The following is a 19,621-nucleotide window of genomic DNA, read 5'->3' as shown; positions in this document are numbered from 1 at the left end:
CGGGTGGCCGGTGCAGGTGAGCGCGCTTCCTCACCCGGCCGGACGTGGGCCACTCACCAACCCCGGTGCCTGACCGCTGCCGGGAGGTAGCCGAGCGTGAGCCGCCCGTTCGTCGGTCGGTTGTGAGTGGTACAGGTCCGGCGTGGAGGGGTGAGCGGAGTGGAGACGGATGGGAGAGTGAGGGCGTGAAGATCCTGGTCGGTTACGTGCCAACTCCCGAGGGCGAGGCCGCGTTGACGGCCGCGGCCGCTGAGGCGGAAATGCGCGGGGCGTCCGTCCTGCTGCTCAACACCAGTCGCGGTGACTCGTACGTCGACACCCGCTACGCCAACGCCGACGAGCTGGCCGCCGCCGAAGCCAGACTTCGCGAGCTGGGCGTCGAGGTGGCGATCCAGCAGGCCGTCACCAGTGGCGACGTAGCCGGCGAACTCCTCAAGGCGGCCGCCGCCGAGGACGTCGGCCTGATCGTCCTCGGCCTCCGCCGCCGCAGCCCCGTCGGCAAACTCATCCTCGGCAGCACCGCCCAAAGAGTCCTCCTGGAGTCCCCCGTGCCGGTCCTCGCAGTCAAGTCCTCGTCCCGGCACGACGACTGACGTAAACCGCGGTAATCGGCTCCGACCATTGGGTGGAGAGGGCGCTGTCGGTGTGCCCTCGGTCGGAAGGATGCACAGATGGCCTACCCCCAGGTGGGAGTTGGACTGCCGATCATCGGGCCGGAGGCGAGTCCGGCGGCGATCGCGGACATCGCGGTGGCGGTGGAGCAACTGGGCTTCGCCGCGGTCTCGGTGTTCGAGCGGTTGCTGTTACCGGCGGCGCCGGATTGGGTGAACCACGCCGGCTTGCCGGAGTATCCGGCGTACGACGCGTTGGAGACCTTGACGTACGTCGCGGCGCGGACCGAGCGGGTGCGGTTGCACACGGCGGTGCTGATGCCGTTGTTCCAGCAGCCGGTGGTCCTGGCGCGGCGGGTCGCGACGACCGACCACTTCTCGGGCGGCCGGATGGATCTCGGCATCGGGCTCGGCTGGCTGCCGGAGGAGTTCGTCGCGACCGGCGTCCCCGATCGCGGGCGGGTGGCCCCGTACGAGGAGGCGGTCGCGGTACTGCGGGCGTGCTGGGGACCCGATCCCGTCGAGTTCGCCGGTCAGCACTTCACCGTCCCGCCGACGAAGATCGGGCCCAAACCACTGGCACCGCTCACCCTGTACGGCGGTGGTGTCGCGCGGCCCGCGATCGAACGGGCCGCCCGGATCGCCGACGGACTCACACCGGCCCACCGCGACTGGGGTCCACCCACGCGGCCATCGGCTGGTACCACGACGCCGGCGGCTCCGGCCCGATCATCCTCCGCGCCGGCCCGCTGAAACCGCACCCGATGCTCAACGGCCCACTGACTTTCACCCCGGCGGCGATCCTCGACGACCTCCAGCTGGCGGCCGAGTCCGGCATCACCCGCGTCGACTGGGATCTGAACATCGTCGAGACCCCGATCGCCGACCAGCTCGCGGCCTTCAAGGCGCTGGCAGGACGCCTTTGGTAATCCGGGTGAGTGGCTGTGCCCGGCCGCCTAAACTGGACGGGTTATGCCTGATGCCCGGACCGAGTCGTCGAGTCCTTCCCCAGCCACCGGTCCCGTCCAGGACCCCGCCGTACGTCGTCGGCCTCGTCGCCGGCGTGGACCGAAGCCGGGCGGTGCGCCGAGAGAGGCCGCCGACAACCCGGCCGCTGAGGACGGGTTGTCGCTGGCTGAGGTGGTGGCTCGGCTCGATGGGCTGACCACCTACGACCGGGAGCAGCTCGGTCGGCGGCTCGAGCGGGTGCGGACGACCAAGGACGCGCGGAAGCGGGCCGAGGCGCTCCAGGGTGTGATCGGCGCGGTTGAGCAGGCTGAGCGGCGGGTCGAGGTACGGCGGATGGCCGTGCCGGAGATCACGTATCCGCCGGAGTTGCCGGTCAGTCAGCTGAAGGACGAGATCGCGGCGGCGATCCGGGATCACCAGGTCGTGGTGGTCGCGGGTGAGACCGGGTCCGGGAAGACGACGCAGATTCCGAAGATCTGTCTCGGGCTCGGGCGCGGTGTGCGGGGCATGATCGGGCACACGCAGCCGCGGCGGCTCGCGGCGCGGACGGTGGCGGAGCGGATCGCGGAGGAGCTCGGCACCGAGCTGGGCGAGACGATTGGCTTCGCGGTCCGGTTCACCGACAAGGTCAGCGACCGTTCGCTGGTCAAGCTGATGACCGACGGCATCCTGCTCAACGAGCTGCAGCGCGATCGCGACCTGACCCGGTACGACACGCTCATCATCGACGAGGCGCACGAGCGCAGCCTGAACATCGACTTCATCCTCGGTTACCTCAAGCGGCTCCTCCCCCGTCGCCCCGACCTCAAGGTGATCATCACCTCGGCGACCATCGACCCCGAGCGGTTCGCCGAGCACTTCGCGGACAGCCAGGGCACGCCGGCGCCGATCGTCGAGGTCTCCGGCCGGACCTATCCGGTCGAGGTGCGCTACCGCCCCATCAACGACCCGGACGACCCGAGCACGATCGACCGCGACCAGACCCAGGCGATCCTGGACGCCGTCGACGAACTCTCCGTCGAGGCGTCCGGCGACGTACTTGTCTTCCTGAGCGGTGAGCGGGAGATCCGCGACACCGCGGACGCGCTGAACGACAAGTTCGCCCACCAGCGCGGCCGACCGGGCGCGGTGGAAGTACTGCCCCTCTACGCACGGCTCTCGAACGCCGAGCAACACCGCGTCTTCCAATCGCACTCGAACCGCAGAATCGTGCTGGCCACCAACGTGGCCGAGACCTCGCTGACCGTGCCCGGTATCAAGTACGTGATCGACCCGGGTACGGCGCGGATCTCCCGCTACAGCCACCGCACCAAGGTCCAGCACCTGCCGATCGAGCCCGTCTCGCAAGCCAGCGCCAACCAGCGCAAGGGCCGCAGCGGCCGGACCAGCGACGGTATCTGCATCCGGTTGTACTCCGAGGAGGACTTCGAGAACCGGCCCGAGTTCACCGATCCGGAGATCCTGCGCACCAACCTCGCCTCCGTCATCCTGCAGATGACCTCGATCGGCCTCGGCGACATCGCGGCGTTCCCGTTCATCGACGAGCCGGACAAGCGCAGCATCACCGACGGCCTGCAACTGCTCACCGAGCTCGGCGCGATCGAGGCCGCGAAGGCGTCCGAGCGGCACCGCCGGCTCACCCCGATCGGCCGCCAGCTCGCCCAGATCCCACTCGACCCACGGCTCGCCCGGATGATCGTCGAAGCCGACAAGAACGGCTGCGTCCGCGAGGTGATGGTGATCGCCGCCGCGCTGTCCATCCAGGATCCGCGCGAACGCCCGACCGAGGCCGAGGCACAGGCCCAGCAGGCACACGCCCGGTTCCGCGACCCGAACAGCGACTTCCTCGGATTCCTGAACCTCTGGAACTACCTGAAGAAGCAGCAGAAGGAGCTCTCCGGCAACCAGTTCCGCCGGATGTGCCGCAGCGAGTACCTCAACTACCTCCGCGTCCGCGAGTGGCAGGACATCTTCGCCCAGCTCCGTCAGGTCGCCGCGCAGATCGGCGTGACGCTCAACAGCGGTGAGCCCGCCGACCCGCAGAGTGTGCACATCTCGCTGATGTCCGGACTGCTGAGTCACCTCGGCATGAAGGATCCGGCCAACCAGCACCAGTACATCGGTGCCCGCGGCACCAAGTTCGCGATCTTCCCCGGCTCCGGCCTGTTCAAGAAGCCGCCGCAGTTCGTGATGGCCGCCGAGCTGGTCGAGACGTCCCGGCTGTGGGCACGGGTGAACGCGAAGATCGAGCCGGAATGGGCCGAGGACCTCGCCCAGCATCTGATCAAACGCACGTACTCCGAGCCGCACTGGGAACGCAAGGCCGGCGCCGTCATGGCCTACGAGAAGGTCACGCTGTACGGCGTACCGATCGTGGCCCGGCGCAAGGTCAACTACGGCAAGGTCGACCCGGAGGTCTCGCGCGAGCTGTTCATCCGGCACGCCCTGGTCGAAGGCGACTGGGACACGCACCACAAGTTCTTCCACGAGAACCGCAAGCTGATCGAGGAAGTCGAGGAGCTCGAGGAACGGACCCGGCGCCGCGACCTGCTCGTCGACGACGAGACGCTGTTCGCCTTCTACGACGAACGCATCGGCGCCGAGGTCGTCACCGGCACGCACTTCGACACCTGGTGGAAGAAGGCCCGCCAGCGCGACCCGGACCTGCTCGACTTCGAGCGGTCGCTGGTGGTCCGCGAGGGCGCCGAGGTGAAGGCGGAGGAGTTCCCGCTGCACTGGACGCAGAACGGGATGACCTTCGACCTCACCTACGCCTTCGAGCCCGGCACCGACGCGGACGGCGTGACTGTGCACATCCCGCTGCTGGTGCTGAACCAGGTCACCGCGGACGGGTTCGAGTGGAGTGTGCCCGGGTTCCGCGAGGAGCTCGTCACTACCCTGATCAAGTCCTTGCCCAAGGCAATCAGGCGGAGCATCGTGCCCGCCCCGGACCACGCCCGGCAGGTCCTCCCCCACCTCGACCCGTCCTCCGGTCCGCTCACCGACGCGCTCGCCCGCGAGCTGCGGGAGCTGCGCGGTGTGGTGATCGAGACCGCCGACTGGGACTGGTCGCGGGTGCCCGAGCACCTGCGGATGACGTTCCGGGTGGTGGACGACAAGGGCAAGACCGTGGCCGAGAGCAAGGATCTCGCCAAGCTCAAGGAGCGCCTGAAGCCGAAGACAACGGCCGCCATCTCCAAGGTCGCCTCGAAGGCGGTCAGCGGGCTGGAGAAGTCCGGGCTGACCGACTGGACCTTCGGCGACCTGCCGCGCAGTTTCTCCGAACACCGCAACGGCCTGACCGTGGCCGGCTACCCCGCCTTGGTCGACGAAGGCAAGAGCGTCGCGATCCGGCTGCAGGAGACCGAACGCGACCAGGCCGCCGCGATGTGGAACGGCACCCGTCGGCTCCTGCTGCTGACGATGCCGTCCGTGATCGACGTCGTACAGCGGCATCTGACCAACCAGCAGAAGATGACGCTGATGGCGGGACCGCACCGCAACGTCGGTGAGCTGCTCGACGACGCGATCGCGGCGGCCGTCGACCAGTTGATGGCAGACGCGCATGGCCCGGCGTGGAATCTGACCGCCTTCTCCGTACTGCGCGACGCCGTACGGTCGGAGCTCGCGGACACCGTCCTGACGATCCTGCGCCAGGTCGAGCAGGTACTGGCGCATGCGCGGACTGTGGACAAGCAGATCTCCCGCGCATCGAGCCCGGCCCTTCTCGCGGCGCTGTCCGACGTCCGCGGCCAACTCGAGGCGCTCGTCCACCCTGGCTTCATCACCGAGACCGGAGCCAAGCGCCTTCCGGATCTGGTCCGCTACCTGCGCGGCATGGAGCAACGCCTGGACAAGATCGGCGCCAACGCGATGCGCGACCGCTCCGGCATGGCCATCGTGCAGAACCTCACTGGCGAGTACCAGAAGCATCTCCGAGCCGTCCCGACCGGCAAATACCCGAGCCCCGAGCTCCTCGAAGTCCGCTGGATGCTCGAAGAGCTCCGCATCAGCCTCTTCGCCCAGACCCTGGGTACGCCGTACCCGGTCTCCGAGAAGCGGATCCGGAAGGCGCTCGCGGAGAGCTAGGAATCGAGCAGGCGCCGACCGTGGTCGTGGACGGCGGCGCGTAGCTCGGGTGGGTCCAGGATCTCGAAAGGCCAGTAGATGCGGGCGACCTGGGCAACCAACGGGCCCAGCTCGTTGGCGGCGATGCGGACTTCACAGGTGGTCGCGTCGATCGGCTCGACGACCCCTTGGCTCGGCGGAATCATCCTGGTCACCGTGGCCGCGTCCGCGTGGACGCGGATCCGGGCGACGATGTCCCAGGGAGCCACTCCGGTGCCTTCAGCAACGAGTGCGACCGGATCGGGCGGGTCGTCGAAGTGGTAGCGCGAGCCGGTGAGCACAGGGGCTGCGATGCGGTCGACACGGAAGGTGCGCCAGGCCTGCCGATCGCGGTCGCGGGCGACGAGATACCAGCGCCGGCCGGTGTGCACGATCTGCAGCGGCTCGACGCTGCGCTCGGACTCGGTGCCGTCGTGGGTGCGGTAGCGGAACCGGATCCCTTCCACATCGCGGCACCCGGCGGCCAGCGTGACCAGTACCTCGCCGTCGACGGTCGGCAGGTCGCCCTGCGGCAACTGGGTCGTGTGCGCGCCGATCGCGGCGACCTGTGCGCGCAATCGGGTGGGCAGCACCTGATGCAGTTTGGCCAGCGCGGAGATCGCCGCGTCCTCCACCCCCGACACCGTCGTGGTCGTCGCGACGCGCAGGCCGACCGCGATCGCCACCGCTTCCTCGTCGTCGAGCAGAAGCGGCGGCAGCCGACCGCCGGGGCCGAGGCGGTAGCCACCACCGATCCCGGCTTCGGCGTCGACCGGGTAGCCGAGTGATCTCAGCCGGGCGACATCACGCCGTACGGTGCGAGGCGTGACGTCGAGCCTGACCGCCAGGTCGGCACCGTCCCACTGCGGGCGCGACTGGAGCAGCGACAGCAGGCGGAGCAACCGGGCCGCGGTATCCATGGTCCGACCATTCTGCCTCGACCTGCGGACCGATCCTGTCCGCAGGTCGTTCTACGGTGAGCTCATGACCACCACGTTGAAGCAGAACCTCCTGGACCTGTCCGACTTCGCCTGGCAGCGACTGCGCGACCGGGTGAAGGGCCTGACCGACGAGGAGTACTTCTGGGAGCCCTTCGACGGCTGCTGGACGGTCCGGAAGACCGACACGGGCTTTGCCGCCGACGGGGCCTGGATTCCCCCAGAACCGCCGCCGTTCACCACCGTCGCGTGGCGGATCACCCATATCGTCGACATCTTGCAGGAGGAGCGCACCGCCACGTGGCTCGGACACGAACCGGCGGCCGGCGACGGCGAGCCGCCGGTGCCGGAATCGGCCGAGGCCGCGCTGGCAGCGCTCGACCATGCGTACGACGTCTGGCGCGGACGTCTTGCTGCGCTCTGCCAGGACGATCTCGACCGCCCGATGGGCGAGATCGCGGGTCCGTGGGCCGAGCACGACGGCACCGCGTTCGTCCTGCACATCCTGGACGAGCTCGTTCATCACGGCGCAGAGGTGGGCACGATGCGCGACTTCTATCGCGGACTGCGAGCCGAGGACCCCTTCGTCGCCGCCCTGGCCGGCGAGGTGACGCCGGCGGAGCGCCCGGCGGTGCTCGCCGAAGCCGCCGCGGCGCAGCGATGGGAGATCATCCCGAAGCTCGCCGACCTGGGGTTCGGCGTCAACGAACGGACCGCGGACGGCAGGACCGCAGCGCACCTGGCCGCGGGGACCGGATCGCTGGATACGCTGCGGTTCCTGGTGGAGCACGGCGCGGATCTGTCCGCGACCGATCCCCGGTTCGGTGCCGACGTCCTCGGCTGGGCGAAGTGGTTCAAGCAACCCGAGGCCGTCGAGTTCCTCACCAAGCTCTGATCATGGCACGAAGGCGCGCTGGGAGCGGCGGCGGAAGTCGCGGGGTGACAGTTGGTGGGCCCCGGTGAAGCAGCGGGTGAAATAGGACTGGCTGCTGAAGCCGCACCGGGTGGCGATCGTCGCGACCGTCGCATTGGTTGCTGCTAGCAACGAAGCGGCGTGCTCCAGGCGGAGGTCGGCGATGAACGCAGTCGGGGTCACGCCGTACGCGGACCGCAGCGAGCGGGACAGGTGGGCCGGGCTGACGCCGGCCAGCTTCAGGAGCCGCGGCACGCCGCCGCGGAGGTTCTCCTCGGCGCGCATCGCCGTACATGCCTTCGCCAGCCAGCTGGGTGTGCCCGGCCCGGTCGCGCTCTCGACGGGAGAGATCAACGGCAGCAGGTCGATCCAGAAGCGCATCAGGTCGTACGAGCCGGGCTCGTCCTGGAATCGTCCGAGGGTGTGCTCGAAGACGGCTGTCGCGGCCGGGGCGTGGAACGTGACCGGGCCAGGCGACGCCGCCCAACCGCCTGACGGATCGGTCCTGGTCAGGTCGAGGAAACCCTGCCAGGCCGAGCTGGGGAAGGCGACGTTGACGAACTCGAGTCCGTCCGGCGCCGAGCCGCGGACCGCGTGCCGATCGTGCGGCCGGACCAGCACGACGTCGCCGGCAGCCAGGTCGTCGACCCCGCGGGTCAGCAGGTGCTCACCGCGGCCCGACACCACGCCCATGAACTCGTGGAAGTCCGCGTGCGTGTGCAACTCGGTGTCGCGGGTCCGCGCGGGGATCCGCACCCGGGCCGCGTGGTACGGCCGGCCGAACGCGTGCGACTCGAACCGCAGCGCCTGCTCCACATCAACACGCTACAAGTTCTCGTCAGCTCGTTGCTAGTACCGAGCCGTGCCCGACCCGCAGCATGAAGACATGTTTGAGACCGACGGCTACGTCATCTTCCGCGACGTCATCGACCAGGAACTGATCAAGGAAGTGAATGATCATGTCGAGTGGCTGCAGGCCCGGCATCCCGACGTACGGCCCGAGCAACTCGGGCACGTGTACCTGCGCGACGACCCGTTCTGGGTCCGGCTGATCAGCGACGACCGGCTGCTGGACATCGCGGAGCGGTTCGTCGGACCGGACCTCGCGCTGTTCGCGTCGCACTACATCTCCAAGCCGCCGTACTCGGGGCAGCCGGTGCTGTGGCATCAGGACGCGGCGTTCTGGCCGCTCGACCCGATGCAGGTCGTGACGCTGTGGCTGGCCGTCGACCACTCGACGCCGGAGAACGGCTGCGTGCGCGTGATCCCAGGCAGTCACCGCTCAGGGGTGGCCGGGATGCGGGACAACACCGAGGTCGAGAGCGTCCTCGGCAAGGAGATCGCGGTCGAGGTCGACGAGTCGGCCGCGGTCGACATGGTGTTGGCGCCCGGTGATGTCGAGGTGCACCACCCGAACATCGTGCACGGCAGCAACGCGAACACCTCGCCGAACCGGCGCTGCGGACTGACGATCCGCTACATCCCGACGTCGACCCGGATCACCAATCCGGAGGTGCCCTACCCGAGCGCCTTCCACCTGCGCGGCGAGCCCGGAGTCAACAGCTACCAGCCACGGCCCGCGTACGTCGAGGGCCGCCACTTCTCGTTCACCGGAAGCAGTGCGTGGTCCTGACACACGAAAGCCCGCCCCGGCGAGCCCGGGGCGGGCAGATCTCGATGCCTACTCGAGGCAGATTCTGAACGGGTGACCCGCGGGGTCGGCGTAGATGCGCCAGCCGCGATCGTTCTCGGCGGGCGGCGGGTCCAGGGGGTCGAGCGGTTCGGCCCCGAGCGCGACCACGGTGGCGTGGCCGCTGGAGAGGTCCTCGACGATCAGGTCGAGGTGGAGATCCTGCGCGTCGGTGCCGGGCCAGGTGGCCGGCACGTACTCCTCCGAGCGCCGGAAGGCCAGCGTCGAGAAGCCGAGCGACGAGCCGGGGCCGGTCAGGCTCCGCCAGTCGTCGTCACCGTTCTCGTCGATGTCCAGCCCCAGCAGCGCCGAGTAGAACTGGGCGAGCTCGAGTGGGTCCGGGCAGTCCAGCACCACCGAGCCGAGCCGCCCGGCAGTACTACCCGGCTGCTCTGCCACCTGCGTCATCTGTCCTCCAGCTTCTGTTACATGACTGCCTGCCCGTGTCGGGGCAGGACCGGCCAGGGCCCATCTGGTCGGAAGGCCCGGCCGCCTACGATGACAGGTCGAGTGGACACTTCGCATCTTTCGACACGCCTTCTTGACCGGTCAGGCGGTCGCGGACAGTCAACAGCTGCTGTTGTTACCGCTGACCGCCCTCGACGGTGGTAGCCCGGCGGCGCTCGCTCAGCTTCCGGATCTTGGCCTGGGTCCCGCAGTCCTCCATCGCGCACCAGCGCCGCGAACCGTTCCGGCTGCGGTCGAGGAACAGGAAGCCACAGCCTCCCTCCTCGATCGGACAGGCCCGCAACTGGCGCAGCTCGACCGTCCGCAGCAACTCGACCGCCGCCGCCACCAATCGGTCCGGAATCATCAGCGCCGGCGACGTGCCGACCTGAAGCTCGGCGAGAGCGCCGCCGGGCACAAGCACCGACCGAGCCGCGGCTGCCGACCATCGCAGCGTCAAAAGCTCAAGCGCAGCAGCCATTTCAGCGGATTCGTCCCGCCGGGCCAGCACGGTATAGACCGCCTCGCGGATTTCGATCGTCGCATGGAGTGCCTGCTCGGCCGTCCCAGCAGCGCTGTCCCACGCTGAGGCCACCGCAGTCGCCTCACTGTCGTCGGTCAACCCGATCCGCCGGCTCCAGGCCAGCAGTGCAGCCGGCGCCCGAAGGTAGTCGAGCTCGTCGGCCGCACCACCGGGCACGCGGGGCGCGACCGTATTCACCAAGTCGAGGGCCGGATGGCCACCGACGATCCGGAGTACGTCGTTGCGGTTGTCTGCCATGCATGACATGCTACCACCATAACCACTTTCACTGGAATCGCAGGTGACGTCATGTTCATTACGTCCCGCAGAGCCCGTGCCGCGCTGGTCATGCTCGGAGTCGGCACCTTCTCCTACGTGACCATCGAAGTGCTCCCGATCGGACTGCTGACAGTGATCGCCGCCGATCTGGGCCGCTCACGCTCCGACATCGGTCTCCTCGTCACCGGGTACGCCGCTGTCGTCGTCCTGACATCGATCCCGCTGGCCCGGCTCACCCTGCGGCTCCCGCGCCGCCTGGTCCTCGGCACCACACTCGGCCTGATGGCCGTCGGAGCCGCCATCACCGCGCTGGCGCCGACGTACGAGGTTCTCCTCGTGGCACGGCTGCTCACGGCGCTCTCACACGCGCTCTTCTGGTCGATCATCTTCCCGATCGCGACCGGATTGTTTCCGCCGACCGTCCGCGGCCGAGTGGTCGCGAAGATCTCGATCGGCTCAGCGCTCGCTCCCGTGATCGGCATACCGCTCGGTACCTGGCTCGGTGAGCAGTTCGGGTGGCGGATCCCCTTCGCGATCATGGCGGTGCTCGGGACCGCCACCTCTCTGGGCATCGCGTGCCTGCTCCCCCGGGTCAACGCCCAGGCGTCCGCGTCTGGCCGCGGCAGCACTCCCGACGTTCGCCGGTACGTCGTGCTCATCGCCACCACGGCTCTCGGCGTGGCCGGCTTCCTGACCTTCAACACCTACGTCGCGCCGTTCCTGCTGGATGTCAGCGGCTTCACCTCCGGTGCACTCGGTCCAGTCCTCCTGGCCAGCGGACTGGGCGGACTGACCGGGACTCTGCTCGTCGGCCGGATCCTCGACCAGCATCCGCGGGCTGCGATCGTCCTGCCGCTCACCCTGATCAGTGCGGCGCTGCTCGGCCTCTACACGCTCGGACACTGGCAGGTGCCGGCAGTCCTGCTGGTCGCCACTGCCGGAATGGCCTTCAGCGCGCTGGCGGTCGCCGTACTGAGCAGGACTATGCAGGTGGCTCCCGGCAACACAGACCTGGCGTCGGCGGGTATCAGCACGGCGTTCAACATAGGGATCGCGGCAGGAGCGCTCATCGGTGGCGGGCTGCTCGACAGCGCCGGCGTGCGCTGTGTCGCGCTTGTCGGCGGCCTGCTCGCGGTCGTAGCTCTGGTGATCATGGCTGCCGACCAACCGGTGCTGGCTCGGCGCGGCATGGTGATGGGAGAGTGCGAGGATGACCGTCCTGGGCGACAGGTTTGTGAAGAGGCGGCTTGACGCGCCGGCGGGGTACTTCGAGGTCGAGGCGGCCGGACTGCGCTGGCTCGCCGTACCCGGTGGAGTACCGGTCGCGGAGCCGCTCGACGTCTCCCCCGACCACCTGACCACCGTCAAACTCGACCTGCGGCCGCCGACCGGTGCAGCCGCTGACGAATTCGGTCGGCGGTTGGCTGTCACACATGACGCCGGCGCCCACCACTACGGCGTACCCCCTGACGGTTGGCTAGCAAACGGCTACATCGGCACGATCGGACTGCCGCATGCACTCGAGCCGCTGAAGTCGTGGGGTGAGTTCTACGCGAACCTGCGGCTGCGGCCGTACCTGCGGACGGCTTACAACCAGGGCACGATCGACGGCCACCAACTGCAGGTCTTCGAGCAGGTGTGCACACGACTCGAATCCGGGGCGTACGACGACCCGTCCGACGCGCCGAGCCGGATCCACGGCGACCTGTGGTCGGGCAACGTCGTCTGGGCAACCGACGGCGTACACCTGATCGACCCGGCCGCCCACGGCGGTCACCGGGAGACGGACCTCGCCATGCTCGGCCTCTTCGGCCTACCGCAGCTCGAGCGTGTGCTCCGCGCGTACGACGAGGCACACCGGCTCGCGGACGGCTGGCGCGACCGGGTCGGGCTGCACCGCTTGCACCCACTGCTGACACACGTGGTGATGTTCGGTGGGACTTATGTGCCGCAGGCGATCGCCATGGCGCACAAATATGGATGAGACTCTTCCTAACAACTCACGCACCCACCGGAGCCCACCCTGATTCCGCAACCTGTCACCCAGAGCCCCCTGCCCGACCAGACCTTCACGCTGCAGCCCTCTGCCACTGTCGGCCTGGTCGGTGACTCCGCAGCCGCCAACCAGGTGGCCGACCAGCTCACCGCCCAGCTACGCGTCTCCACTGGCTTCCCACTACCTGTCGGGCCAGGCACGGGCACCATCACGCTGTCCACCGACGGACCGAGCTCGCTCGGGCCGGAGGGCTACGAGCTGCGCGTGGACGGCACGGCTGTGTCCGTCACCGCCGCCACAGCGGAAGGCCTCTTCCGCGGAGTGACCACACTCCGTCAGTTGCTTCCCGCCAAGGCCGAGGCCGGCACCGAGCAGGCCGGTCCGTGGGAGATCGACGGGGTAGAGATCGCCGACGCACCGCGTTACCCGTACCGCGGCGTCATGGTCGACGTGTCCCGGCACTTCCGCTCTGTCGCGGAGATCAAGCGGTGCATCGACCTCGCGTCGCTCTACAAGCTCAACCGGCTCCACCTGCACCTGTCGGACGACCAAGGCTGGCGCGTCCAGGTGGACTCGTGGCCGGACCTGACCAAGCACGGGGCCGGCTCCGAGGTCGGTGGCGGGCCGGGCGGCCACTACACGAAGGCGGACTACGCCGAGATCGTCATGTACGCCGCCGACCGGTACATGACCGTGGTGCCCGAGATCGACACCCCGGGACACACCAACGCGGCGTTGTCGTCGTACGCGGAGCTCAACGCCGACGGCGAGGCGCCGCCGTACTACACCGCCACCGAGGTGGGGTTCAGCTCGCTCGCGGTGCACAAGGACCTCACCTACGAGTTCCTGGACGACGTGTTCCGGGAGGTGGCCGAGCAGACCCCGGGTGACGTCATCCATCTCGGTGGGGACGAGGCACACTCGACTCCGCACTCGGACTACCTCACGTTCGTGGCGAAGGCGGCCGCGTTGGTCGTCAAGCACGGCAAGCGGGTGATGGGCTGGCACGAGATCGCCGACGCCTCGCTGCCGCCCGGCAGCATCGTCCAGTACTGGGGAACCGACGACGACCGGGCGCAGGACCTGACCCGCAACGCCGCGGCCCAGGGTGCCGAGGTGGTGATGTCACCGGCCAACCGCGCGTATCTGGACATGAAGTACGACGAGGACACGCCGTACGGGCTCGACTGGGCTGGTCTGATCGGCGTGGAGAAGTCCTACCGCTGGGACCCCGCGACACTCATCCCAGGCCTCGCTGAGAGCGCCGTGATCGGGGTCGAGGGGCCACTGTGGTCGGAGACCCTCGACGACATGGCCAAGCTCGAGTTCATGGCCTTCCCGCGGCTGCCGGGGATCGCCGAGCTGGGCTGGTCGCCGGCGTCCGCGCTGGACTGGACGACGTACAAGGACCGTCTGGCCGGTCAGGCGCCGCGGTGGGACGTGCTCGGCGTCAACTTCTACCGCGCGCCGGAGATCGACTGGGCCTAGTGCCGCAGGACCCGGTCGAGTAACCACGCGGTGGTCTCGTCCAGGTCCTGTTCGGCGACGGTGTGGTGCGTGGCGTCCGCATCCGGGGCGTCACGCACCTCCAGCCGGTAGACGTAGCGGTCCGGCTGCGGACGGCCGGAGCCGAGGTCAGCCGAGCCCAGCGCCTGCACTGCGGCCTCGAGCCGATCCGTGTCCGGCTCGGCGCTGGTGTCCAGTTCGCCGTGAGCCTTCAGACCGGCGAAACCGCCGCTGCGAGTTACTTTGACGATCAACCAACGTCTCCCTCGGCTGGTGGTGGCTCACGATTGCGCGCGGCGCAACGAATGTCCAGAGCCGCGCGACACGCCGGGAAATTCGATCAGCACAACGCGTCCATCACCCGGCGTACCGGTGGATTGTCCTTCGTTGCCATCCCGCGAACCCCGCTCGCGGGCGCGAACCAGCAGGTCGGCGCGGGGTTTCCGGGTCCGGACCGGCCATCGCAGACCTGAATCCGACCGGCCACACAGCGTGGCGGGCGGCGACAATCAGCGACACGTGTTCCTGGTCACCTCTTCCACGCGGCCGCAGATCGGCTACAGTTATCGCGTTGCACTTTTGGACTCCCACTGACTTTCGCTGTGCTGCATGGCCGGTTCTGTCTTCTGGGGCCTTTCGGCGACACGTGGCTCATGAGGTGTGGGTCGCGGTTTGTTACAAGCCATCAAGGAGATAGACACAAATGGCTGTCGGTACTGTCAAGTGGTTCAACGCTGACAAGGGCTTCGGCTTCATCACCCCGGATGACGGTGGCGCGGACGTGTTCGCGCACTACTCGGCCATCCAGACCTCGGGCTTCCGTTCCCTGGACGAGAACCAGCGCGTCGAGTTCGAGATCACCCAGGGCCAGAAGGGCCTGCAGGCGGAGAACATCCGTCCGATCTGATCCTGGATCACCCTTCTCGCAACTGATGGAGGGGCCGCACACCACACCGGTGTGCGGCCCCTGCGCCGTTTCCGCAACCGGGTAACGCCGTCCCCGCTCGGGTCCGCCGTACTAGCGCAAGCGGGGAATGACGTCGGTGACGATCTTCTCCAGAGTGTCCTCGGAGCCGGCGTAGACGCCTTCGGGGCGTGGCCAGTGGGTGATCACGTCGGTGAAGCCGAGGGCGGCGGCGCGGCTCACGACGTCCTCGAAGGCTGCGGGGCTGGAGAGCGAGTAACGGGCCGAGTCGAGGGCGAGGTAGCGGTCGAACGGGCGGCTTTCCAGTACGTCGTCCAGGCGGTGGCTGAGGTCGGTGACCGCGGCGAACCAGGTCTCGAAGTCCGGCGACTTCGGGCCGGTCGTCACCCAGCCGGCGCCGAACTTCACCGCCAGCCGGAGTGAACGCGGCCCGTTGGCGGCCATGACGAACGGCACCCGCGGCTGCTGCACACACCCGGGCAACGTCCGGCCGTTGCGGGTCTCGAAGTACTCGCCCTGGAAGTCGACGCCGTCGGTGGTCAGCAGCTTGTCCAGCAGTACGACGAACTCCTCGAAGCGATCCACCTTCTGCCGCGGCGTCAGGTCCGGACCACCCTGGATGGTCGCGTCGAGGCTGCCACCCGAGCCGACGCCACAGAGGAACCGTCCGTCGGACACGTCGTCGAGCGCGAGGATGTCGCGGGTCAGCGCCAACGGATGACGGAAGTTCGGCGAGGTCACGAAGGTGCCGAGCTTGATCGTGGTCGTCACCAGTGCAGCCGCCGTCAGGGTCGGCGTCGTCCCGTACCAGGGCGAGTCCTGCAGGCCACTCCAAGTCAGGTGGTCGTACGTCCAGGCATGGTCGAAGCCGAGCTCCTCCGCCCGCCGCCACAACCGCGCGGCGTCCTTCCACCGGTACTCCGGCAGGATCGTGATCCCGAATCGCATGCCCGCACCCTAACGAATGGGCTTACAGGCAGCCGGCTAGCGCGGCGGGGTCCGGAAGGTGGCCAGGGAACTGGTTCCGATGCTGCCGAGCCACACCCTGCCGTCGCGCTCCCGCACGCCGGTGGGCATGTGGAAGTCGGGGTGCTTGGCCCGGAGGTCGTGCACCAGCGTGCCGGCGTCGTCGTACGCCTGGATCTCGATGATGTCGGCGGCCTTCGGCTTCAGGGCGTCGGGCAGGCTCCAGACGACCTTGCGCAGTGCCGGCTGCTTGGGGAGCAGGAAGTCGAGCACCGCGTTGCGGGGCGAACCGACGGCCACCCAGATCAGGCCGTCCGAGCCGCGAGCGATGTTGTCCGGCAACCCAGGGATCGCGGCCACCTGCACGGGCTCAGCGCCCTCTACCGTGAGATCGAGCTTGTACAGCGCGTACGTGGCCGTCTCGGCCCAGAAGAGGGTACGGCGATCGCCGCTGAGCGCAACGCCGTTCGGGAAGGCACGGCCGGTCGTCAGCCGCGTCACCTCGCCGTCCGGAGTCAGGCGGTAGACGCTGCCGGTCGTGGAGTGCTCGAGCAGATCCGCCATCCACTCGTCGACGCCGAACCGCGTGGACGAGTCGGTGAAGTAGATCGTGCCGTCCGGCGTCACATCCGCGTTGTTGCAGAAGCGCATCGGGCGGCCGTCGATCTCGGACAGCAGGGTCGTCACCCGGCCGTCCTTGTCGAGCGTCAGCAGACCGCGGTTCGCGTCGCAGATCAGCACCTTGCCGTCGGGCAGCCACTCGAGCCCGAGCGGCCGGCCGCCGGTGTCGGCGACGGTGGTGATCGTCTTGCCGTCCGCACTCACGCGCAGGATCCGCCCGTCCAGCAGGCCGGTCAGCACGCTGCCGTCATCGTCGATCAGAGCGTCTTCCGGACCCGGCCCCGGCACCGCGATCGCTTCCACGTCGACGGTCTTCGGGTGCCGCACCGGCGGCGCGGGCGGCGGTGTCCAGCGCACGGGCACGATCGACGACTTCATGCCGCAGACCTTAGCGGGTACTCCGCACCGACGGTCAGTGGGTGGACACGAAGAGACGCGAACGACACAGCCCCGACCGATGGTTATCGGTCCGGGCTGTCTGTTGCCTGAAAACCACTACCCCGTCAGAAGATGACCTCGCCGCGGGCACGCCGGGCGCGGAGCTTCTCCAGGGCCTCCTCGAGGATCTCGGCCGCCTCCTGCTCGGAGCGCCGTTCCTTCACGTAGGCCAGGTGTGTCTTGTAAGGCTCGATCTTCGGCGGCGGAGGCGGGTTGTTCACATCGGTGCTGGTCGGTAGACCGCACCGCGGACAGTCCCACGCCTCCGGGATGGCCGCCTCGACCGCGAACACCGTCGCGGTCTCGTGCCCGTTGGCACAGAAGAACACGATGCGCTGCCGGGGCGCGGTTTCACCACGCTCCTCCTCGCCCATCGGCCCGGCACCGACCCGGCTGCCACGAATAGCACTGCCACCACCAGCCACGGGAACCCGCCCCTCAGCCGAGCTTGTAGAGCAGGCCGAGCGCGACGATGGCGGCGAACCAGACCAGACCGATGCCGATCGTGATCCGGTCCAGGTTCCGCTCGGCGACCGAGGAGCCGCCCAGGCTGGACGACACACCACCGCCGAACAGGTCGGACAGACCGCCACCGCGGCCTTTGTGCAGCAGCACCAGCAGGGTGAGCATCAGGCTGCAGATGATGACGACGATCGAGAAAGCGAGAATCACGAGGAGTAGCCTAACTGAAGGTCCAGGTAACGGCAGATACCGGCGAACTCGTCGGCCTGGAGGCTCGCGCCCCCGACCAGACAGCCGTCGACATCCGGTTGGGCCATGATGCCACCTGCGCTGGCCATCTTCACCGATCCACCGTAAAGAATCCGTACCGAGTCGGCCACCGAGGGTGAGATCGTCTCCTCCAGCCGCCCGCGGATCGCCGCGCAGACCTCCTGCGCGTCTTCCGGAGTGGCCACCTCGCCGGTGCCGATCGCCCACACCGGCTCGTAGGCGAAAACGAGCTTCCGTACGTCGTCCTGCTTCAGCCCGGCCAGCGCGCCGTCCACCTGGGCCAGCGTGTACTCGACCTGCTCACCGGCCTTACGGACCTCGAGGCCCTCGCCGACACAGACGATCGGGACCAGCCCGGCCTCGAGCGCCTTGGCCGTCTTGGCGTTGACCAACGCGTCGTCCTCGTTGTGGTACTGCCGGCGCTCGGAGTGACCGGTCAGCACGTAGGTGCAGCCCAGCTTGCTCAGCATCGCGGCCGAGATCTCGCCGGTGTAGGCGCCGGCGTCGTGCGTCGACACGTCCTGGGCGCCGTACTTGATCTTCATCCGGTCACCGTCGACCAGCGTCTGCACGCTGCGGATGTCGGTGAACGGCGGCAGCACCGCGACCTCGACCCGGTCGTAGTCGTGCTTCTTGTCCTGCAGCGTCCACGACAGCTTCTGCAGCAGGTGCACGGCCTCGACGTGGTTGAGGTTCATCTTCCAGTTGCCCGCCATCAACGGCGTACGGGCAGCTGTGCTGTCGGCCATGTGTCTCAGTCCTCTTCCAGTACGGCGAGACCAGGGAGCTCCTTGCCCTCCAGGTATTCGAGCGACGCCCCACCACCGGTGGAGATGTGCCCGAACGCGTCGTCCGCGAAGCCTAGCTGGCGCACCGCCGCGGCCGAGTCACCGCCACCGACGACGCTCAGCCCGTCCATCTCGGTCAACGCCTGCGCGACGGCCTTGGTTCCGCCGGCGAACGCGGCCATCTCGAAGACACCCATCGGCCCGTTCCAGAACACCGTCTTCGCGCCGGCGATCTCGGCGGCGAACGCCTTGCCCGACTCCGGGCCGATGTCCAGACCGAGCTGGTCGGCCGGGATCGCGTCCGCGGCGACCACGGTGGCCGGCGAGTCCGCCTTGAACTCGGGCGCGACCACGATGTCGGTCGGCAGCACGATCTCGACACCCTTCGACTTCGCGGTCTCCAGGTAGCCCTTGACCGCGTCCAGCTGGTCGTCCTCGAGCAGGCTCTTGCCGACCTCGTGGCCGTGCGCCTTCAGGAACGTGAAGACCATGCCACCGCCGATCAGCAGCTTGTCGGCCTTGGCCAGCAGGTTGTCGATCACCGCGAGCTTGTCCGACACCTTGGCGCCACCGAGCACGACGACGTACGGGCGGGCCGGGTCCTCGGTCAGCTTCTTCAGTACGCCGACCTCGGCGAGCACCAGGCCACCGGCGGCGTGCGGCAGCTTGCGGGCAACGTCGTACACGCTGGCCTGCTTGCGGTGCACGACACCGAAGCCGTCGCTGACGAACACGTCCGCGAGCGCCGCCAGTTCGTCGGCCAGAGCACCCCGCTCGGCCTCGTCCTTGCTCTCCTCGCGCGGGTCGTACCGCACGTTCTCGAGCAGCAGGACCTCACCCTCGTCCAAGTTCTGTACGGCGGTCTGCGCGCTCTCACCGGTGACGTCGGTGGCGAAGTGCACCGTGATGCCTTCGGGCTGCAGCAGCTCGCCGAGCCGCTCGGCCACCGGCGCCAGGGTGAACTCCGGGTTGGGCTTGCCCTTGGGGCGGCCCAGGTGCGCGGTGACGATCACCTTCGCGCTCGCCCTGGCCAGCTTGATCAGCGTCGGCAGCGACGCGCGGATGCGGCCGTCGTCGCCGATCGTCTCGTCCTTGATCGGCACGTTCAGGTCGGAGCGAACCAGCACCCGCAGCCCGCCCAGGTCGCCGAGGTCTTCGATGGTCTTCACAGT

Annotated in this window: 21 protein-coding genes; 10 read left to right on the top strand and 11 right to left on the bottom strand. The window is 68.6% G+C overall.

Annotated elements, in window-relative coordinates:
• Positions 1 to 185: 185 nt before the first annotated feature.
• From ACXC9Q_RS03475 to hrpA, 4 genes are all read left to right on the top strand, one after another.
• Positions 186 to 593: a universal stress protein gene (locus ACXC9Q_RS03475; protein WP_329476939.1), complete on the top strand. Its 408-nt coding sequence runs from the start codon at positions 186 to 188 to the stop codon at positions 591 to 593.
• A 78-nt stretch (positions 594 to 671) separates the two neighbouring features.
• Positions 672 to 1,364 carry an LLM class flavin-dependent oxidoreductase gene (locus tag ACXC9Q_RS03470; RefSeq protein WP_457054995.1) on the top strand — a complete coding sequence of 231 codons (693 nt, stop codon included), beginning with the start codon at positions 672 to 674 and terminating at the stop codon, positions 1,362 to 1,364.
• Between the two features lie 11 nt (positions 1,365 to 1,375).
• A complete protein-coding gene (locus ACXC9Q_RS03465) occupies positions 1,376 to 1,540 on the top strand; it encodes a hypothetical protein (RefSeq protein WP_457054994.1) in 165 nt (54 codons plus the stop codon).
• Positions 1,541 to 1,583: 43 nt separating this feature from the next.
• Positions 1,584 to 5,669 (top strand): ATP-dependent RNA helicase HrpA, encoded by a 4,086-nt coding sequence (hrpA, locus tag ACXC9Q_RS03460; RefSeq protein WP_457054993.1) that lies wholly within the window; start codon positions 1,584 to 1,586, stop codon positions 5,667 to 5,669.
• Here hrpA and ACXC9Q_RS03455 read toward each other — a convergent pair.
• Positions 5,666 to 6,607: a helix-turn-helix transcriptional regulator gene (locus ACXC9Q_RS03455; protein WP_457054992.1), complete on the bottom strand. Its 942-nt coding sequence runs from the start codon at positions 6,605 to 6,607 to the stop codon at positions 5,666 to 5,668. The two genes, hrpA and ACXC9Q_RS03455, sit on opposite strands and share 4 nt — an antisense overlap.
• Before the next feature lie 64 nt (positions 6,608 to 6,671).
• Here ACXC9Q_RS03455 and ACXC9Q_RS03450 point away from each other — a divergent pair, with 64 nt between their 5' ends.
• Positions 6,672 to 7,520, top strand: a complete 849-nt coding sequence (locus ACXC9Q_RS03450; protein ID WP_457054991.1) for a DinB family protein — start codon at positions 6,672 to 6,674, stop codon at positions 7,518 to 7,520.
• On the opposite strand, the gene ACXC9Q_RS03445 is transcribed toward ACXC9Q_RS03450, so the two are convergent.
• Positions 7,521 to 8,354, bottom strand: a complete 834-nt coding sequence (locus tag ACXC9Q_RS03445) for an AraC family transcriptional regulator (protein ID WP_457054990.1) — start codon at positions 8,352 to 8,354, stop codon at positions 7,521 to 7,523.
• A 70-nt stretch (positions 8,355 to 8,424) separates the two neighbouring features.
• Between ACXC9Q_RS03445 and ACXC9Q_RS03440 the strand changes: the two genes are divergently transcribed.
• Positions 8,425 to 9,171, top strand: coding sequence for a phytanoyl-CoA dioxygenase family protein (locus ACXC9Q_RS03440; protein ID WP_457054989.1), 747 nt, complete (start codon positions 8,425 to 8,427; stop codon positions 9,169 to 9,171).
• A gap of 48 nt (positions 9,172 to 9,219) precedes the next feature.
• Here the strand turns inward: ACXC9Q_RS03440 and ACXC9Q_RS03435 are convergent, their stop codons facing one another.
• Together ACXC9Q_RS03435 and ACXC9Q_RS03430 are read right to left on the bottom strand one after the other, a co-directional pair.
• Entirely contained in the window at positions 9,220 to 9,636 is a 417-nt protein-coding gene (locus ACXC9Q_RS03435) for a VOC family protein (protein WP_328520679.1), read from the bottom strand.
• 175 nt (positions 9,637 to 9,811) lie between these two features.
• Positions 9,812 to 10,456: a CGNR zinc finger domain-containing protein gene (locus ACXC9Q_RS03430; RefSeq protein WP_457054988.1), complete on the bottom strand. Its 645-nt coding sequence runs from the start codon at positions 10,454 to 10,456 to the stop codon at positions 9,812 to 9,814.
• Between the two features lie 51 nt (positions 10,457 to 10,507).
• Between ACXC9Q_RS03430 and ACXC9Q_RS03425 the strand changes: the two genes are divergently transcribed.
• The 3 genes from ACXC9Q_RS03425 to ACXC9Q_RS03415 are packed head-to-tail and all read left to right on the top strand — an operon-like array spanning position 10,508 to position 13,961.
• Positions 10,508 to 11,728: an MFS transporter gene (locus ACXC9Q_RS03425; RefSeq protein ID WP_457054987.1), complete on the top strand. Its 1,221-nt coding sequence runs from the start codon at positions 10,508 to 10,510 to the stop codon at positions 11,726 to 11,728.
• Positions 11,688 to 12,461: a fructosamine kinase family protein gene (locus tag ACXC9Q_RS03420; protein WP_457054986.1), complete on the top strand. Its 774-nt coding sequence runs from the start codon at positions 11,688 to 11,690 to the stop codon at positions 12,459 to 12,461. The genes ACXC9Q_RS03425 and ACXC9Q_RS03420 overlap by 41 nt, the downstream gene beginning before the upstream one ends.
• A gap of 39 nt (positions 12,462 to 12,500) precedes the next feature.
• Positions 12,501 to 13,961 carry a beta-N-acetylhexosaminidase gene (locus ACXC9Q_RS03415; RefSeq protein ID WP_457055759.1) on the top strand — a complete coding sequence of 487 codons (1,461 nt, stop codon included), beginning with the start codon at positions 12,501 to 12,503 and terminating at the stop codon, positions 13,959 to 13,961.
• On the opposite strand, the gene ACXC9Q_RS03410 is transcribed toward ACXC9Q_RS03415, so the two are convergent.
• Positions 13,958 to 14,233 carry a protealysin inhibitor emfourin gene (locus tag ACXC9Q_RS03410; RefSeq protein ID WP_329476918.1) on the bottom strand — a complete coding sequence of 92 codons (276 nt, stop codon included), beginning with the start codon at positions 14,231 to 14,233 and terminating at the stop codon, positions 13,958 to 13,960. The two genes, ACXC9Q_RS03415 and ACXC9Q_RS03410, sit on opposite strands and share 4 nt — an antisense overlap.
• Positions 14,234 to 14,682: 449 nt before the next feature.
• On the opposite strand from ACXC9Q_RS03410, the gene ACXC9Q_RS03405 reads away from it, so the two are divergent.
• Positions 14,683 to 14,886: a cold-shock protein gene (locus tag ACXC9Q_RS03405; RefSeq protein ID WP_012921273.1), complete on the top strand. Its 204-nt coding sequence runs from the start codon at positions 14,683 to 14,685 to the stop codon at positions 14,884 to 14,886.
• 111 nt (positions 14,887 to 14,997) lie between these two features.
• Here ACXC9Q_RS03405 and ACXC9Q_RS03400 read toward each other — a convergent pair whose 3' ends face one another.
• The 6 genes from ACXC9Q_RS03400 to ACXC9Q_RS03375 form a co-directional block, all read right to left on the bottom strand.
• Positions 14,998 to 15,852 (bottom strand): LLM class flavin-dependent oxidoreductase, encoded by an 855-nt coding sequence (locus ACXC9Q_RS03400; RefSeq protein WP_457054985.1) that lies wholly within the window; start codon positions 15,850 to 15,852, stop codon positions 14,998 to 15,000.
• A gap of 36 nt (positions 15,853 to 15,888) precedes the next feature.
• Positions 15,889 to 16,869, bottom strand: coding sequence for an SMP-30/gluconolactonase/LRE family protein (locus tag ACXC9Q_RS03395; RefSeq protein ID WP_457054984.1), 981 nt, complete (start codon positions 16,867 to 16,869; stop codon positions 15,889 to 15,891).
• Positions 16,870 to 16,994: 125 nt separating this feature from the next.
• Entirely contained in the window at positions 16,995 to 17,354 is a 360-nt protein-coding gene (locus ACXC9Q_RS03390) for an RNA polymerase-binding protein RbpA (protein ID WP_405066820.1), read from the bottom strand.
• Between the two features lie 13 nt (positions 17,355 to 17,367).
• On the bottom strand, positions 17,368 to 17,601 hold the full coding sequence (gene secG / locus ACXC9Q_RS03385) for a preprotein translocase subunit SecG (protein ID WP_328520671.1): 234 nt from the start codon (positions 17,599 to 17,601) through the stop codon (positions 17,368 to 17,370).
• On the bottom strand, positions 17,598 to 18,410 hold the full coding sequence (tpiA, locus tag ACXC9Q_RS03380) for a triose-phosphate isomerase (protein WP_457054983.1): 813 nt from the start codon (positions 18,408 to 18,410) through the stop codon (positions 17,598 to 17,600). Before tpiA ends, secG begins: the two co-directional genes overlap by 4 nt.
• Before the next feature lie 5 nt (positions 18,411 to 18,415).
• Positions 18,416 to 19,618: a phosphoglycerate kinase gene (locus ACXC9Q_RS03375; RefSeq protein WP_457054982.1), complete on the bottom strand. Its 1,203-nt coding sequence runs from the start codon at positions 19,616 to 19,618 to the stop codon at positions 18,416 to 18,418.
• Between the last annotated feature and the right edge of the window lie 3 nt (positions 19,619 to 19,621).

The organism is Kribbella sp. CWNU-51, assembly GCF_054073265.1.
This window is presented reverse-complemented; position numbering and strand designations above follow the sequence as displayed.